At 67.9% G+C, this 16,402-nt stretch carries 6 protein-coding genes; 2 read left to right on the top strand and 4 right to left on the bottom strand.

Annotated features, from left to right (window positions below; genetic code table 11):
* Window positions 1–77 precede the first annotated feature (77 nt).
* The 4 genes from ACH492_RS06490 to ACH492_RS06475 all read right to left on the bottom strand — a co-directional run bounded on the left by ACH492_RS06490 (window position 78) and on the right by ACH492_RS06475 (window position 14,651).
* Window positions 78–6,794: a polymorphic toxin-type HINT domain-containing protein gene (locus ACH492_RS06490; RefSeq protein ID WP_398983475.1), complete on the bottom strand. Its 6,717-nt coding sequence runs from the start codon at window positions 6,792–6,794 to the stop codon at window positions 78–80.
* 256 nt (window positions 6,795–7,050) lie between these two features.
* Entirely contained in the window at window positions 7,051–10,716 is a 3,666-nt protein-coding gene (locus ACH492_RS06485) for a LamG domain-containing protein (RefSeq protein WP_398983473.1), read from the bottom strand.
* A 35-nt stretch (window positions 10,717–10,751) separates the two neighbouring features.
* Window positions 10,752–12,407 carry an FG-GAP repeat protein gene (locus tag ACH492_RS06480; protein WP_398983471.1) on the bottom strand — a complete coding sequence of 552 codons (1,656 nt, stop codon included), beginning with the start codon at window positions 12,405–12,407 and terminating at the stop codon, window positions 10,752–10,754.
* A 420-nt stretch (window positions 12,408–12,827) separates the two neighbouring features.
* Entirely contained in the window at window positions 12,828–14,651 is a 1,824-nt protein-coding gene (locus tag ACH492_RS06475; RefSeq protein ID WP_398983469.1) for a phosphoenolpyruvate carboxykinase (GTP), read from the bottom strand.
* A 281-nt stretch (window positions 14,652–14,932) separates the two neighbouring features.
* Between ACH492_RS06475 and ACH492_RS06470 the strand changes: the two genes are divergently transcribed.
* Together ACH492_RS06470 and ACH492_RS06465 are read left to right on the top strand one after the other, a co-directional pair.
* Window positions 14,933–15,610 (top strand): hemolysin III family protein, encoded by a 678-nt coding sequence (locus ACH492_RS06470; protein ID WP_398983467.1) that lies wholly within the window; start codon window positions 14,933–14,935, stop codon window positions 15,608–15,610.
* An 85-nt stretch (window positions 15,611–15,695) separates the two neighbouring features.
* The gene (locus ACH492_RS06465) at window positions 15,696–16,331 is read left to right on the top strand and encodes a TetR/AcrR family transcriptional regulator (protein WP_398983465.1); all 636 of its coding nucleotides are present in this window, start codon (window positions 15,696–15,698) and stop codon (window positions 16,329–16,331) included.
* Window positions 16,332–16,402 lie beyond the last annotated feature (71 nt).

The raw sequence follows: 16,402 nt of genomic DNA, 5'->3' as shown, positions 1-16,402 counted from the left end.
GCAAGACCCCGTTTACCGAGCGCTACTTGGTAAACGGGGTCCGCCACTCATTCAAGCGACCTCACGAGGCCTCTAAGTCAGGGCTTCGGGGGCCGACCCTTGGCCTTGAAAAGCATTACCTTGTCATAGTTGTGGCCCCTGATCCAGCCGATATCACCATGGCTGTTGATCAGGACGCGGTAATCGTTGCCACCGCCAGGAATGTCGTAGATCTCGGCTCGCCCCCACTTCCGCCAGGTCCGGTCGGACGTTGAGGCACGCCGCTCATAGGTGTCCAAGGTGACGCCGTCAGGCTTCAGGCGCTGCGGGCGCCCGTTGAGGACAGCCTCGACGCCGGCCTCGAGAAGCTCGGTCTTTACCTCGTCGGGCTTCTGCTGTGTCGGCTTCTTCTTCGGGCAGTTGTGGACCAGTACCGGAGTCTGCTCCGCGACCACGTAGTACGTGTGGATGTCGTTGACCGTCAGGTCATGGGTCCGCTGGCGCTTCTCGTAGGGACGGATCGCCGTGACGGTGGCCGTGTCACCGGCCGGTGTCCGCAGCTCCATGCCGGGCCGCAGGTCTCCCGCGTCGATCCACGTGCCTTCGGACTCCACCCAGAAGGGGTGGGTCGTCGTGGAGACGAGGGCAGCCGCCTCTTCGCCCTCGGCCTTGATCGTCAGATCGACGAATGTCTTGTCGTCCTCGGTGACAATCGTGGCGACGACCTCGCGAGCCACCGTCTCGCCGGTCTCGGGATCGGTAGCAATGATCTTGTCACCGAGCTCGATCTCTTCGATCGGTTTACTGGAACCGTCTGCCAGAAGGATCGGCGTCGCGGGTAGGAAGCTGTGCGAAACATCGCAGGTTTCACCCTGCTTCTTCAGCGCTGCCTTGGCCTTCTCCAGCTTGTCCTTGGCCTTTTGGACCTTGGACGACTCGTCCCAGGCCTTCATCGCGCCACTGACCAGCTCGTCGAGGTGACCCGCGATCGTCTTACCGAGGTCCCAGGCCTTGTCCAGCCGCCACCCGTACTTCTTGATCAGCTTGGCAGGCAGGCCGCCGATGAGCATGGTGGCGACATTGAGCGCGGTCTCGCCGCAGGCCCCCAGGTCGCCCGAGGAGAAGCAGTCGAGACCCGCGTTGATCCCGAGTTCCTCCATGGCGATGTCTTTGAGCGCGTCGGCTGCTTTCTTGACCCTCTGCTTCGTCTTGCTGTAGTTCGCCTCCGCCTGGCCCAGTTCTTGCTCGGCACTGCTGACCGCGTGGCTGGACGAGTACTTCTTGATGTAGTTCATCGCCCACTGGAACAACTTGGGAATGGAGATCCAGAGCCCGCTCGGGTCGGACAGCGTGACCGGGCTGTTGTTGCCGTAGGCGTAGCCGTTGACCTGCTGCGGCTGGGTGAAATCGATGATCGGGTCGGGTGAGATGAACTTGCCCAGGCCCGGGTCGTATTGGCGAGCTCCGACGTTCGTCAGGCCCGTCTGGGTGTCGATGTCGCCGCCGACGAAGCCCTTTTCGCTGGTCCAGGGGCCGGTCGGCTCGGCGCGCTCGGCGCCGTAGGGGTCAAGGCGCCGCTGGGAGACGGCGCCTGTTGTGGCGTTGACGGACAGTTCGTTGGTGCCGTGGTGGTCGGCGGCGAGGAACGAGAGGTCGCCGTTGTCCGTCCGCATGGCGACCGTCCTGCCCGCGAAGCTGTAGTAACGGGTCGCTTCGACGGCCGTGCCGCCCTTGGCCTGGCGGAGTTCCAGGCCGGGGAGGTAGACGGTGGTACCGGTGGCGTCCGAGCGGGTGAGCCGGTTGCCGTCGGCGTCGTAGATGTAGTCCGTGGTCTTTCCGTCGGCCTCCGTGGTCTTGGCGAGCTTGCCCTCGGCGTTCCAGGCGAGTCTCTGGGTGTCTCCGCCCAGGGTCCGCTCGTCGGTGTTGCCGGCGTCGTCGTAGCCGTAGGTCGACTGCTTGTCGCCGGTGGGAGTGTTCTCGACGACCTTGGTCACGGCGTGCGGACCGGCAGGGCCGTCACCGTAGGTGAAGGTGCGCGTGACGTCCTTGGCCGCGTTCAGGCCGGTGTCGTGGCGGACCTCCTTGGTGCGGTTGCCGATTGCGTCCGTCTCGTAGGACGTCCAGTAGGGGGCGGGGCCGCCCAGCGCAGACGTGCCGGGAGCCGTGGCACAGGCGGACGGGGACGAGGCGTCGAGCTTGCTGCCGACGGTTCCCGATCCGGTCGCGGTCGCTACGGTGGCGGCCGGAGTCCACGCCTCGGAGAGGCGCTTGCCACTGTCGTACGTGAAGCACTGCACGTCGGGCGATGCGCCGGCCGAGTCGGCGATGGACAGCACATTGCCGGACTGGTCGTACGAGTAGTCGGCCTTCTTGGCCGGTCCGGTGACGCCTTCGATGTCGACGACCGAGCGCTTGAGGCGGTCGGTGCCCTTCTCGTAGTGGAAGGTCTGCCAGTTCTTCCTGCCGCTGCCGGTGGACAGTTCGAGCTGCTGGAGCTGGCTGGTGGGCGAGTAGACGGTGTCGGTGACGTAGGACGTCTTGCCGGTCATCGTCTTCGGCCGCTGCAGGTCGTCGTAGCCGAAGGCGATGGCTTCGCCGGTGAGGCCGCCCGCGGCCGGCATGCCCTGGCCGTTGACCGTACCGTCGGCGTTGTAGGTGGTGGTGAAGACGTACGTACCGGCCAGCTTGTCCTGCGACGCCGGGACCGTGTACGCGGTCTTCAGCGGCCGGTACATCGCGTCCATGTCCTGCGTGACGGTGGAGAAGTACTCGGTCGCGCTGGTGTAGCGCAGCGATGCGTACGCCTCGCCGAGCCAGCCCGCCTTGTCGTACTTGGTCTCGGTGAGCTTGGTACCAGTGGTCGGATCGCCGTCCCATGTGGTGACGGGGCGGCCCAGCTTGTCGTAGACCGTGGAGATCTTCTTGCCGCGGTTGTCCGTGCTGGACACGGGCCGGTCGACGTCGTCGTACTTGACCGTGGTGGTACCCGTGTCCGGGTCCACGCTCTTGACCTTGCGGTTCAGCTGGTCGTACTCGTAGCGCCAGACATTGCCCTTGGCGTCGGTGACCGTCTGCAGGTCACCGGCGGGCGTGTGGGTGTACTTGGTGGCGTCGTATCCGGAGGCCGGGCCGTCCGGGTCCGGGCTTTCGCCGTGGTAGTGGCGCAGCTCGGTCAAGGCACCTGCCACGTTGGTGATGGTGGTGCTGGGGACGCCGCCCTTGGGCGGGTCGACATGAGTACGGTCACCGTCGTACGTGATGCTCGTGCGCCACTGTTCGACGCCCGCGACCTGGAAGATCTCGGCCGTCTTGCGGCCCATTCCGTCGTATTCGTAGCGGAACTGGGAACCTGTCTCGCCGTTGGCGACGATCAGCAGTTCGTTCGAGGGTGCGCCGGTGGCGTTGTAGGTCTGGTTGCCCAGTTTGACCTTGCCGGTGCCGTCGTAGAACGTGTCGCCGACGAGCCGGGTTCCGTTCGGGCCCTCGCTCTGCAGCTGTCGCGGACGGAGCAGCGCGTCGTACAACTGGTACTCGACGCCGTAACCGCCACTGTTCTCTATCTTCTCCGTCTTGATGGAGACGGGCTTGTCCCGGCGGACGTCGTACGTGTACTTGACGCTCGGGGACTGGGTCCTGGTCCGGTCGGGGAACCACACCGAGGACACGCGGCCGAGCGCGTCGAGCGACGCCTCGGTACGGCGGCCGTTGGGGTCGGTCTGGCCGATGGAAAGGCCCCACGCCGGCGCGAAGTCGGTCGTGGCGGCGTGACCGAGCGGATTGGTGAGCTTGACCTTGGAGATCAGTCCGTTGACGTCGGTGTACTGGGTCCTCACCGAGGAGCCGGCCGCGTCCGTCTCGGACGTGGGACGCCCGAAGGCGTCGTACGTGATCGTGCCCGTCACCTGATAGGTGCCGGTCGTGCCGTCGTGGGACGTCAGCCGCTCGGCCTTGGTCTCGTCACCCTTGGTGGGTGCGGCCCCGAACGCGAGCTCGTCATAGTGGGTGCGGGTGTCGCCGATGACCTGCGTCTTGCGGTCGGTGGCGGCGCCGCAGCCGGTGGCCACGACCTCGGTACGGGACTGCAGGGTGAAGAGGTTCTTGGCCGGGTTGTCCGCGTAGGTCAGACGGGTGCAGGTGTCATCAGTCGCCGTTGACAGGTCCGCGGAGTCGTCGGTCCGCAGCAGTCGGCCGGTCCGGTTGGAGGTGTCGAACGTGGACACCGCCTTCGTGCTGCGCCAGCCGCCGCCGGACAGCGCGGTGTAACCGCGCGAGAGGTCCGACTGCACGATGGTCGCCTTGGTGGTACCCCACGACTTGGTCTGGGTGGCGGTGTCGTGCTTCCACGGCTCGGTGATCGCCTTGGACGCGACCTTGGTGCCGTTGTAGGTCTGGGCCTCGATCTGGAAGCCGGTGTACTCCTTGTGGCCGGTGTACTTGGTACCGGTGGAGTCGGTGACCTCCTCTTGGCGGGTGCCACCGCCTGGCAGCTTGTCGCCGTCGAGTCCCTGCAGGTACGTGTAGTCGATGCGGGTCGTCATGGACTGGCCGTTGCCGCTGGTGACCTTGACCTTGCCGTAGCCGTGCCACTGGCTCCAGGTGAGGAACTTGGCCTCGGTCATTCCGTCGGGCTCGGACTTCCGCCAGCCGGCGTCGCCCTGGTAGTCGTACCGGGTGACGAGATCGTCGGCACCGCCGGTGCGGTCGGTCTCGGTGATCTCGGCGACGACGTACTTGTGGAACCAGTCCGTACGAGGCTCGATGCTCCCCGGTGGGGCCCATACGACCGGGTAGCAGCGCTTCGTCGACTCTCCCGGCTTGGGCAGCGCGGAGGCGGTGCACTCGGTCGGTTCGTAGGTGACGTCGAGCTGGGCTCCGGTCTCGCTCAGCACGGTGGCCAGGCGGAAGCGGTGGATCGCGTCGATGTTGTCCGTGTCGCTCGCGACACGGTTCTTGAGGTGCACGCCCTGCAGTTCGACGGACGGCATCTTGATGCTGCCGCCGCCTCCCTTGCCCTCATGGTCGATCTTGTTCAGCCAGAGGGTCTTGGTGTCGTCGCCGTTGTCGGTGAAGGTGTGCGTGAACGTCCAGGCATCGACGTCGGCATAGGCATCGGCAGCGGTGCCGGAGCTCATCTGCGTAGTGATGCCGGTCAACCGCTTGGTCGTCCAGAACGTCTGGGAGGACTGGGTCGCGGTGCACTTGGTGGCTGCCTTGCAGAAGCGGTCGACGGGAGTGTCGGGCCAGTGCGCCGCGTTGGCGGTGGTGAACTTGGACTCGGCGCAGTCGAAGGCATCGGTGGGCAGGCAGCGCTCGGTCGTCTTGAAGACCACGCGGGCCGGCGCCTTGGTGGTGTAGACGCCGCCGTCGCGCTGGCCGTAGTCGATCCGCTTGAGGTACCCGCCGCGGATGTACTCGGTGCCGTTGACGTCCGTCTTGCCGTTGAGGGCATACCGGTTGGTCTCGGACCCGTAGTAGTACGACATCACATTGCCGTGGGTGTCCTTGACATGGTCGAGGTTCCACCGCCAGGCCTGCTTGCAGTGCGCGCTGGTGAACGTCGCGTTGTAGCAGGGCTCGCCGGAGTTGTTGCCAAAGACCGGGGACGTCCAGGTGGAGGTAGTGGTCTCCTTGCCCGTGGTCCAGCCGGGGAGCTTGTTCAGCCCGAACCAGTACTCGGTTCCGTCGGTGGTGGTGAGCTTCCAGTACTCACCGTCGTTGTCACCGTTGTCGGCGCCGGTGAGCTTGGCGATCTTCGCTCCGTTCTCTGAAGCGAGGTGCCATTCCTTGGTCTTGTCGTCCTGGATCAGCTCACCGGACATGCCGTTGAGCACGATCGTGGCGTTGTCGAAAGCCCAGCACTGTTCGGCCGATGTCTTCTGGCCGTCGTCGGCGCAGGACTTGTAGCGCCGTTCGATGTAACCGGGCTCGTAGCCGAAGCCCTCACCGATCCACGAGCCCTGGTTGTTGGTGGCTGCCGTACGGCCGTCCGCGGACTGCGAGGAGTAGCCGAGAGCCATTTCCGGCGTCAGCCCACCCGGCGTCGGGACTGAGCGCAGCGGGTAGCTCCAGGAGAATCCGCCCGAGGAGTTCGCGACCGACCAGCTCGCAGAAGGCGCGAGGCTGGTGGCCTTGTAGTCACCCTTCGACGAGGAGTCGCCGGCCGCGACCGCGAAAACGGCCGGGGCGCCGCCCGCCGCCGGGGCCGCGGAGACCTGCGCGGTCACGGACCGGGTGGCGGGGTCGTTCTTGAAGGGAATGCGCTTGGGCGTCGCGGGGCAGCCCTTGCTGCCCGGCGCCTGCGTCGCGGCACACGCGGGCAGTTCGATCAGCTGCAGCCGTGAGCCGTATCCGCCGCCCGCGCCCTCGGCGAACTTGGCGTAGTCCAGGGAGAGTCCGACGGGGGCCGCCGCTTTGGCGCCGTCGGAGCGCTCCACGGTGAGCAGCGCGGCGCTGCCCCACTTCGCCGCGGCCTGCCGGCCCAGCGAGGTGACCTTGACCCTGGACGGGGTGACGGCCGCGCCCGCGGCGCGCTTGCCCTGCGCCGTGGCCGGGGTGGTCACCGTGACGGGAAGACCGCCCACGGTGGACTTGGCGGGCTCCGCCGCCCCGGCCCTTGCGGCGGACCTGGCGCCGCTGTCAGCCGACTTGGCGCCCTTCGCGGGCGCGGCAGGGGCCGCGAGCGCGATCTCCGTGCTGCCTGCCTGCGGCCAGGCCGCCGGGTCCAGCGTCCTGGCGGCCGCCTTCTTCGCCGGGTCGGCGGGGCGGGGCTTGGTCTTGGCGTTCCTGCCCTTCGCGGGGTCCGAACTACCGGGCACTCCGGGGCGCTTGGCCCCGTCGGGTTTCGCGGGTAAGGCCTGGGCGGAAGCGGCCGAGAGCGACAAGGCCACGCCCAGGACGGTTGCGGCCAGCGCACGCCGGGGCATGCGTGAGGCCAGCAATCTGCCACGTAGGGGCATTACAACTCCACTGGGAAGAGGAAAGGAAAGAGGTGGAACGAGGCGAAGGCCAATGCGGACTGCCCGTACGCGGCCGTCGTCATCGACGGCCGCGTACGGGCACCGACTGCGTTCCCTACAGGTCCGGGTCGCCGGTCAGCTGGTTCATCCGGCCGACCGCGGTCGCGTCCGCCGCGCCCGCGTACACACGCACCTCGTCGATCGAGCCGGCGAAGTACTCGCCGCCGCCGGACAGCGCGGAGCGCCCGACCTGGAGGCCACCGCTGGAGGCCCAGGTGGTGTGGTCGAAGAAGTGCTCTTCGTTGTCCGACGCCGTGGCGACCGGCTGGCCGTCGACGTACAGATCCACCTGGTGGGTGACCGCGTCGTAGACCACCGCAAGGTGGGTTCCCGACAGCGAGACCCCGGGTACGGCATCGGCATCGGTCACCGTGGTGACCTTCGCCGTACCGCTGTCCGCATCGGTCAGCGCGAGCTCCCACTGCTTGGTGGCGGCCTGGAAGCGCACCGTGATCCGGTCCGCGTTCCGGCCCGGCAGGGAGAGCACCGTCTGCGACTTCTCCGCGTCCGGGGTGGTGAGCTTGGCTCGTACGGCGACGGTGTAGCTGTCCGCGCCGGTCACGACGGGGGTGGCCGTCCCGGCCCAGTCGTCGGTACCGTCCAGGGCCAGGCTGCCGCCGTCGACCAGCGCCGCGTCGTCGAACTCGTCCGCGGGCTTGTAGATGGTCGCGCCGTGCAGCGCCAGCGGCTGGCCGCCGGCCTGGACATTGGCGGAGTTGCCGTCGGCGCCGACGGCCTCCAGCGGCCAGTAGCCCTTGCGCTGCGGCTTGACCGTGATGATCTGGGCGATCTGGCTCTGCGGCAGCACCCGGTCGTACGCACGTACTTCCGCGAGGTCGCCCTCGAAGTTGTCGCGGTAGCCGTGCTTGGCGAGGACCCGGCCGATCTGCAGGCTGCGGATCGAGGACCAGGCGGTGTGGCGCGCGGTCTTGGCCGCCTCCTTGTCGTTGACGTAGAGCCGCAGTTCGGGACCGGCGGTGGCGTAGGCGTCGTAGACACCGGTGAGCAGCACCCACTCGTTGACCTTGACCGGGTACGTGGCTGCGGGCGCGACAGCCTTCCAGCTGGTCATGGCATCGACGTCCATGTCGGGCGTGGAGAACGACCAGGCCTTGTCCGTGGCGTCGTATCCGAGCACGAATCCCGGCTCACCGGTGCTGTCCTGGCTGATGACGGCCATGTCCCTGGTCAGGGCCGTGGGCTTGACCCAGGCGCTGACGGAGAAGCTCCGGCCGGTGTCCATCACCGTGCCCCACGAGTCGAGGTAGGCGTTCTTGGTGCCGTCGAAGTGCGCGGCGCCGTCGGCCACCCCGCCCGGTCCTTCGGCCCCGAAGGTGACTCCGGTGCCCGGGCGGCCCGGGTGGTTTCCGCTGTCGGAGCTGTCCTGGGCCAGTTCGCTGCCCTGCTGGTCGTCCAGATTCCACTGGCCCGCGGCCTGCTTGCCGTCGGTGACCAGGAACTCGTGGTGGGCGGGAACACTGGAGTTGTTGGCGCCGTCATAGGCCTCGACGGTCACCCAGTGACGTCCGGCCCGGGGAGGATTCCAGGTCACGGTGGCCGGTGCGCCACCAGTGACGGTGACCGTCTTCCTGGCCTCGCCGTCGAAGACGTACCGATACTCCTTCACGTCCTTGTCGGACGCGGTGAAGGTGAACTTGCCGACCGTACCGATGCCGTGGTGCCACATGTCGTCGTCCGGGTACTCGGGCGAGCCGACCTTGGGCGCCTTGGGCCGGGCCGCGTCGCGCATGATGGCGCAGCGCTGCGGGGTGCCATCGGAACTCCATGGGCCCCAGGCGTCACCGTCGAAGGCCCGGGCCTGCCAGGTGATCAGGGTGCTCGCGGGGATCGTGGGTTTACCGGCGGGCTGGGTCACGGTGTGGGTGAATACGGTGCCCGCGTTGGGCGACTTGTAGCCGGTCTCCGCGAGGTAGTTCTGCTCGACACCGTTGGCGTCGTTGTAGAACACCTGGAACTGCATCTTCACCTGGTCCGCGTACGCGGAGCCGTGGTCCGGGTCGCGCGCCTCGGCGCGCAACTGCGGCAGCACATCGGTGTACTTGCGGGTCGCGGGATCCCAGTTGCACACGCCGCCGGGGTTGGTCGACATCAGCTTGTAGTCGACCTGCCGGGGCGGGGTGTTGTACTCGATCTTCAGAAAGGTGTTGCCGCAGATCCGCTTCCAGCCGGGGTAGTCGGACTCGTCCTTGGCCCGCAGCCCGAGGGACATGCTGGACCAGCTGTCGGCCGTGGCCGCCTTGACCTCGGTGAGCAGCTCGCCGTTCTTGATGTTGAGGTTGGCGCTGCCGCCGCAGGTCGTGGGCGAGATCTTCGTGTCCATCGTGGCCAGATAGTCCGACCAGTCGTCCTTGGTATTGCCCCAGCTGCTGGCCTTGGTGACCGTGTAGTTCTTGCCGCCGATGCGGTAGAGGTCGACGGGTTCGGCCTTGGCGTCGGCCCAGTACACATGCTCCACGCGGGCCGAGAACTGGGCGCTGAGGATCTGCTTGCCCTTGTAGGCGGACAGCGGGAACGTGAAGAGCAGACGCCGTACACCGATGCCGGCGCAGGTGGTCGGGTTGTAGTTGATGGGGCACTTGCCCATGCCGGCGCTGCCCGAGTACGCCCAGTCCTGCTCGCCCGGCATGCCGGACATGATGCCCGTCCACGCGGAGCGGTGGATGGTGCGCGGAATCGGGTCGACCACGACGGGGTAGACCGTGTCCTTGCCGCGCAGCAGCTTGGTGTCCGGGGTCAGGATGAGGCGGTTCTTGGAGACGGTGAGGCCCACGGATGCCTTCCGGCCGCCGTCGACTGCCTGCAGGGCGGCCTTGGGCGCCGCGGGTCCAGCCGTGGGTCCAGCCGTGCTTCCCGTCGCGCGGGCGCCGGAACCGGCCGACCGGGCGGCGCCCTTGGCCGGCTGGGTGGTCTTCGCCGAGGGGCTCGGGGCCGAGTCCCACATCACGGCCTTGGCTGCCTCGAAGACGGTGCCGCCGACCGCCGCGTCCACGGCGCGCATACCTCCGCCGGGGTCCTTCTCGATCTTCAGCCCCTTGGCGGACAGGCCGAGTTCGATCCGGGTCAGCTCGGGATTGGCGGCGGCCTCGGCGTTCTTGACGACGAAGTAGTGACCGAATCCTTCGATCTCGGCACGTACGGCCAGGTCCACACCCGGCAGCACTTCCTCGTAGCGGGCGGTGTTGCCCTCCACCTTCGGGGCGGGCAGCTTTCCACCCGGCCAGGTCAGCGAGTACTCCCGGCCGGCTCGGCTCATCGTGGCGAACGGGCCTTCGCCGCCGCCCGAGAACTCCAGTCCGACGGTGGCCGCCTTCGGTGAAAGGCCGCCGTCCGGCCGCTTGACCAGCGTGTCGTCGACCGGTGCCCAGCCGCCGGGCTTGAGCGTACGGACCGGCTGGGTGTACTCCTGCGCGGTGAACGTCCCCCTGGGGTTGGCGAACACATCGCGCCGCTCCTGGCGCAGGCCCGTGACCTCAACTCTCTTGCCAGTCCGCCTGGCTGCGGCCAGGGCCACCTGCTCGGTCTGGGCGTGACCCGTCTCGGCCGCCACGGTGACAGCCTTCGTGTACGCGTCGGCCGCTTCGGCGGCCGCGTCCTCGGCGGTGTCCGGCAGCGCGTACGTACCGGCGGCGAGCATCGCCGTCAGCGCGCCGGTCACCAGCGCCGCGCGGCCTCTTCGCCCTCGCGCGCCTGACCTGGTCATGGGCACGTGCTCGCGTCTCCCTCTACTCCCTTCCATCACCGGATCACCGCGCCGAATGCTGTGCCGCCGGCCGGCAGGCCGTCCTGGCCGGGCGCGAAGGTCCGTGTCGGAGCACCGCCACTGACGACCGTCCAGTCGAAGGCGTACACCGAACCCGGTGTGTCACCGGACGGGTTCACGACGCCGACCAGCAGCGCCTGCGGCGTCGCTGCCAGGCTGGCGCCGGCATACATCTGGTGCTCGGGTACGCCCGGGATGCCCCAGCCAGGATCGAGCCACGCGTCGGTGGGACCGGGGTTGGCGTCGAAGGGCAGGATCTGCACTCCGCCCTTGTCAAGGTGCTCGGCCGTGGCCGAGGCCTCCTTGCCGGGGACGCCCACGGCCACCTTCACCGTGGCTGCCGTGGCAACCTGCGCCGGCGCGGTGTTGACCACGGCCACCTGCTGCCCGAAGAAGTCGCCTGCGGCGGGGTCGCCCTCCACTTCGGTGAGGCCCTGGTTCAGGTTCTCCAGGGTCCGCGTCACCGTCTTGTCGGGGTTGAGGCGGTACAGCGCGACGCGGCCGGCGTCGGTCAAGGTGCCGATGTCCTCGCCGGGCACGCCCACCACGAGTACGGCGCCCAGTGCCGAGGCCTCCGAGGAGATTCGGTGCGGTGCCATCGCCAGGGAGGTGCCGAAGCGGTCGTACGGCTCGGCCGACAGGTCCTTGTCGGTTCCGGCCGGCGCGTCCGGCGTCTGACCGAGGCCGAATACCGGGTCGGGGAGGCCACTGGTGTTCAGCGACGGACGAAAGACATGGATGGCGCCCGCGAAGGCGGCGGTGGATATCGACTCACCCGGCGAGCCCACCGTGAAGTAGCGGTCCGTCGAGGCGAGCGAGGCCCCGAAACGGTCGTTGGCCTCGGAGGTCTCCCACACGCCGGTGCTGTCCTGGGAGACGACAACGTTCGTCAGCGGCTTGCCGCTGATGTAGTGGATCAATCCCGCGTCCGCGCCGGCCGTGGTGTCCTCTCCCGGGGAGCCGATCACCAGGAACGGCAGCGCTGTCGACGTGGTCCCGCCGGTCAGCGCGAAGCCGAACAGGTCTCCCGCCTCCGGGCCCTGAGAAGCCGTCACCCCGGTCTGGTCGTACGTCACCGATGCCTGGCCGGTGCCCAGTCCGCCCGCGGCACCGAACAGCACATACACGGAGCCCGAGTCGCGGGCCGTGCCGACGTCCTTGTACGGCGTGCCGACCACCAGGTCGCTGCAGCCGTCCGCGTTGAAGTCGCCGTGGGCCAGTGACCGGCCGAACTGCGCCTTGCCCTCCGCATCACCGGGCACCCACGCCAGGTCCTGCTGGATCTGCACGCTTGTGGCCGTCGTGCCGCCGTAGATCACCGTGACCGCTCCGGATCCGGCCTTGCCGCCGATCGTCGCGTCCGGATCTGCGATCGCCGTGTCCCTCAGGCCGTCGCCGTTGTAGTCCGACTCGCCACCGCCACCGCCGCCGCAGGTGCCGGCGGCCGACGCGGCCGAGTCACCGAAGAACGCTACGGCAGCCGTGATGAGAAATCCGAGAACCGCCAGCCAGGCGATCCAGTATCCGACTCGGTAGTTCTTTCCCCATAAGCCCGCCGGCGCCGGCTCGCGCCGAATAGTGTCGGCGCGTTCCAGTGGCGCGCACGGTGGCACCACATCCTCAATACTCACAACCCCACCCCAGCCCTTACACGACCTTCACACGAGCCTGGAGAGCTTACGTTCCTGAACGGGTGGGTCGCTTGTGACAAGACTCATGCGCTGAGGACGGCCCAGAACGCCATTTGGCCGACAACGGAGTTGTGGTCCAGGAATCCATGTGCGGTGCCTAGGCATTTCCGGCCCGGAGTAGCCGACGGCGACCATCGCCCGGGTCGGAGTGGCTGATTCCGGGTGCTTTCCGGGAACACCCTTTCATCTGCCATGCATCCGACTCCGGCTGGAATGTTGAATTCCGCGAGCACGCCTCATGGAAAGGTCCGGCCCCCGGAGCCGTGAGGGGGTCCGGGGGCCGGGACGCGGCGGACCTGCGTGACCCCACAGGTCAGGGCGGATGTCGAGTTGGCCCGCCGCGACGATTCAGTACGAGCGTCAGCCGAGCCGGGCGACCAGCGCGCGGTACTCGTCCCACAGCTCCTTCGGCGTGTGGTCGCCGAAGGTGTTGAGGTGGTCGGGGACCAGCGCGGCCTCCTCGCGCCAGACCTCGTTGTCGACCTTGAGCAGGAAGTCGAGGTCCTCCTCGGGCAGATCGAGGCCGTTCGTGTCGAGGGCCTCACGCGTCGGCAGGATGCCGATCGGCGTCTCGACGCCCTCGGCCTTGCCCGCCAGGCGCTCCACGATCCACTTGAGCACGCGGCTGTTCTCGCCGAAGCCCGGCCAGACGAACTTGCCCGCGTCGTTCTTGCGGAACCAGTTCACGTAGTAGATCTTCGGCAGCTTCGACGCGTCGGCCTGCTGCCCGACCTTGATCCAGTGGGCCATGTAGTCGCCCATGTTGTAGCCGCAGAACGGCAGCATCGCGAACGGGTCGCGACGCAGCTCGCCGACCTTGCCCTCGGCCGCCGCGGTCTTCTCGGAGGCGACGTTCGCGCCGAGGAAGACACCGTGCTGCCAGTTGAAGGACTCCGTCACCAGCGGAACGGCGCTGGCGCGGCGGCCGCCGAAGAGGATCGCAGAGATCGGCACCCCCTTGGGGTCCTCCCACTCGGGCGCGGCGATCGGGCACTGCGAGGCGGGCACGGTGAAGCGGGCGTTGGGGTGGGCCGCCGGGGTCTCGGACGCGGGCGTCCAGTCGTTGCCCTTCCAGTCCGTGAGGTGGGCCGGGGCCTCCTCGGTCATGCCCTCCCACCAGATGTCGTTGTCGTCGGTGAGCGCGACATTGGTGAAGACGGCGTTGCCCCACAGGGTCTTCATGGCGTTGGCGTTGGTGTGCTCACCGGTGCCGGGCGCTACGCCGAAGAAACCGGCCTCGGGGTTGATCGCGTACAGCCGGCCGTCCTCGCCGAACCGCATCCAGGCGATGTCGTCGCCGATGGTCTCCACGGTCCAGCCGGAGATGGTGGGCTCCAGCATGGCGAGGTTGGTCTTGCCGCAGGCGCTCGGGAAGGCGGCGGCGACGTACTTGGACTCGCCCTGCGGCGGGGTGAGCTTGAGGATCAGCATGTGCTCGGCGAGCCAGCCCTCGTCGCGCGCCATGACGGACGCGATGCGCAGGGCGTAGCACTTCTTGCCGAGCAGAGCGTTGCCGCCGTAGCCCGATCCGTACGACCAGATCTCGCGGGTCTCGGGGAAGTGCGAGATGTACTTGGTCGTGTTGCAGGGCCAGGGGACATCCTTCTGGCCCGGCTCCAGCGGGGCACCGAGGGTGTGCACGGCCTTGACGAAGAAGCCGTCCGAGCCGAGCTCCTCGAGGACGGGCTGTCCCATGCGGGTCATGGTGCGCATGGAGACGGCGACGTAGGCGGAGTCGGTGATCTCGACGCCGATGGCGGACAGCGGCGAGCCCAGCGGACCCATGCAGAACGGCACCACGTACATGGTCCGGCCACGCATCGAGCCGCGGAAGATGCCCTCCTCACCGGCGAAGATGTCCTTCATCTCGGCCGGGGCCTTCCAGTGGTTCGTCGGGCCCGCGTCCTCCTCCTTCTCGGAGCAGATGAAGGTGCGGTCCTCGACGCGGGCGACGTCGCTCGGGTCGGACGCGGCGTAGTAGGAGTTCGGTCGCTTGATCGGGTCCAGCTTTTTGAAGGTGCCCTTGGCGACGAGCTCCTCACACAGGCGCTCGTACTCGGCTTCGGATCCGTCACACCAGACGACGCTGTCCGGCTGCGTGATTGCTGCGATCTCGTCGACCCAGGAGACGAGCTCCTGGTGGTTGGTGGGGACGGTGCTGGGAGCCGCGATGTCGCGCGCCACGATCGCTCCTAAGTGAGGGGTTCGAAGGTTGTTGCCCCGTGGGGGCTGCGACCCGGATGCTTCGGTCCCTTTGTTGCTTCTTGGCGCTCATCCGGTGCCGACCGCACTCATCTGATCATCCGTGCAGTATGCGCATATGTCCAGAGGACCTCTCACGTGAGCATCGCCACTCGAAGCCCGATCCGCATCTTGAAGGCCGCTCGGGCAGGCCAGCAGGAATGACTCGGCGAGGGGGCACGGGCCCATCTGTTACCTACGGTTGCGTAGGTACCATCCTCGTCATGAATGCTGCCGCGCCCGAAGTGACCGACATAGAGCCACTCCCTGTGAAGCCGAGGCTGCGCGGCTGGCTGCATGCGGGGATGTTTCCCGCCGTCCTGGTCGCGGGACTGGTGCTCACGGCACTCGCCGATTCCACGCGGGCCCGGGTGGCCTGCGCGATCTACGTCTTCACCGCGTGCCTGCTCTTCGGCGTGAGCGCCCTCTACCACCGCGGCAACTGGGGCCCGCGCGGCGAAGCCGTGCTGCGCAGGCTCGACCACGCCAATATCTTCCTGATCATCGCGGGCACGTACACCCCGCTGACGATGCTGCTGCTCCCCGATTCCTCCGGGCAGGCACTGCTGTGGGCAGTCTGGGCCGCGGCCGTGGCGGGCATCGGTTTCCGGGTCTTCTGGGTCGGCGCCCCGCGCTGGCTCTACACGCCCTGCTACATCGCGATGGGCTGGGCGGCGGTCTTCTTCCTGCCCGACTTCATGCGCGCCGGCGGGATCGCGGTGCTCGTCTGCGTGATCGTCGGCGGGCTGCTCTACAGCGCGGGCGGCGTGATCTACGGAATGAAGCGACCGAATCCGTCACCGCGGTGGTTCGGCTTCCACGAGGTCTTCCACTCGCTCACGCTCGCGGCGTTCATCGTGCACTACGTGGGCATCTCGCTGGTCGCCTACCAGCACTCATGACATCTTTTGAGAGTTGCGGTCATTTGACATTGGCTCTCGGGTTGGCCGCCATGTCTCGCCGCCGCAATGCAGGACAATGACGGACATGGCCGCCACCACACGTAGCCCCGCGCGCGATTCCCCCGCCGAAGCGCAGCCACAGCTCGGCCTGCGCGAGCGCAAGAAACTCAAGACGCGGATCGCGATCCGCCGGGCGACGTACCGGCTCATCTCGGAGCAGGGGTACGAGGCGACCACCATCGAGCAGATCGCGGAGGCCGCGGAGGTCTCCCCGTCCACGGTCTTCCGCTACTTCCCGACCAAGGAAGACATCGTTCTCACCGACGAATACGACCCGGTCATGGAAGCGGAACTGCGGGCGCGTCCGGCCGACGAGGACCCGCTGGACTCGATCCGGCATGTGATCACGCACCGCCTGTCGACCTTCGTCCAGGCCGAGCGCGAGGAGGTCATGCAGCGCAGCAAGCTGCTGGTGGAGGTCCCGGCGGTCCGGGCCAGGATGACCGAGGCCATGGACACCACGTCCGAGCTGCTGGTCCACGCACTCGCCGACCGCACCGGCCGGGACCACGACGACCTGGACGTACGGGTCTTCACCGCGGCGGTGCTCGGGGCGCTGCGCGAGGTGATGCTGTACTGGGCGGCGCGGGACCACCAGGACGATCTGGTCGAGCTGGTGGACCGCGCGCTGACGACGATGCGGGGCGGGCTGAAGCTCTGACCCGGGGCTCCGTCCCGGGCCCCGCGCCTCAAACTCCCCCGGACTTCGTCCGGGGGGACCCCCACGAGGCT

Source organism: Streptomyces sp. NPDC019443, assembly GCF_044389785.1.
Classification (GTDB): Bacteria; Actinomycetota; Actinomycetes; order Streptomycetales; family Streptomycetaceae; genus Streptomyces.
This window is presented reverse-complemented; position numbering and strand designations above follow the sequence as displayed.

Bases quoted from the DNA above. Each gene is read 5' to 3' on its own strand.
- ACH492_RS06485 (WP_398983473.1), bottom strand. From the start codon at position 10,716: ATGACCAGGTCAGGCGCGCGAGGGCGAAGAGGCCGCGCGGCGCTGGTG.
- ACH492_RS06470 (WP_398983467.1), top strand. From the start codon at position 14,933: ATGAATGCTGCCGCGCCCGAAGTGACCGACATAGAGCCACTCCCTGTG.
- ACH492_RS06465 (WP_398983465.1), top strand. From the start codon at position 15,696: ATGGCCGCCACCACACGTAGCCCCGCGCGCGATTCCCCCGCCGAAGCG.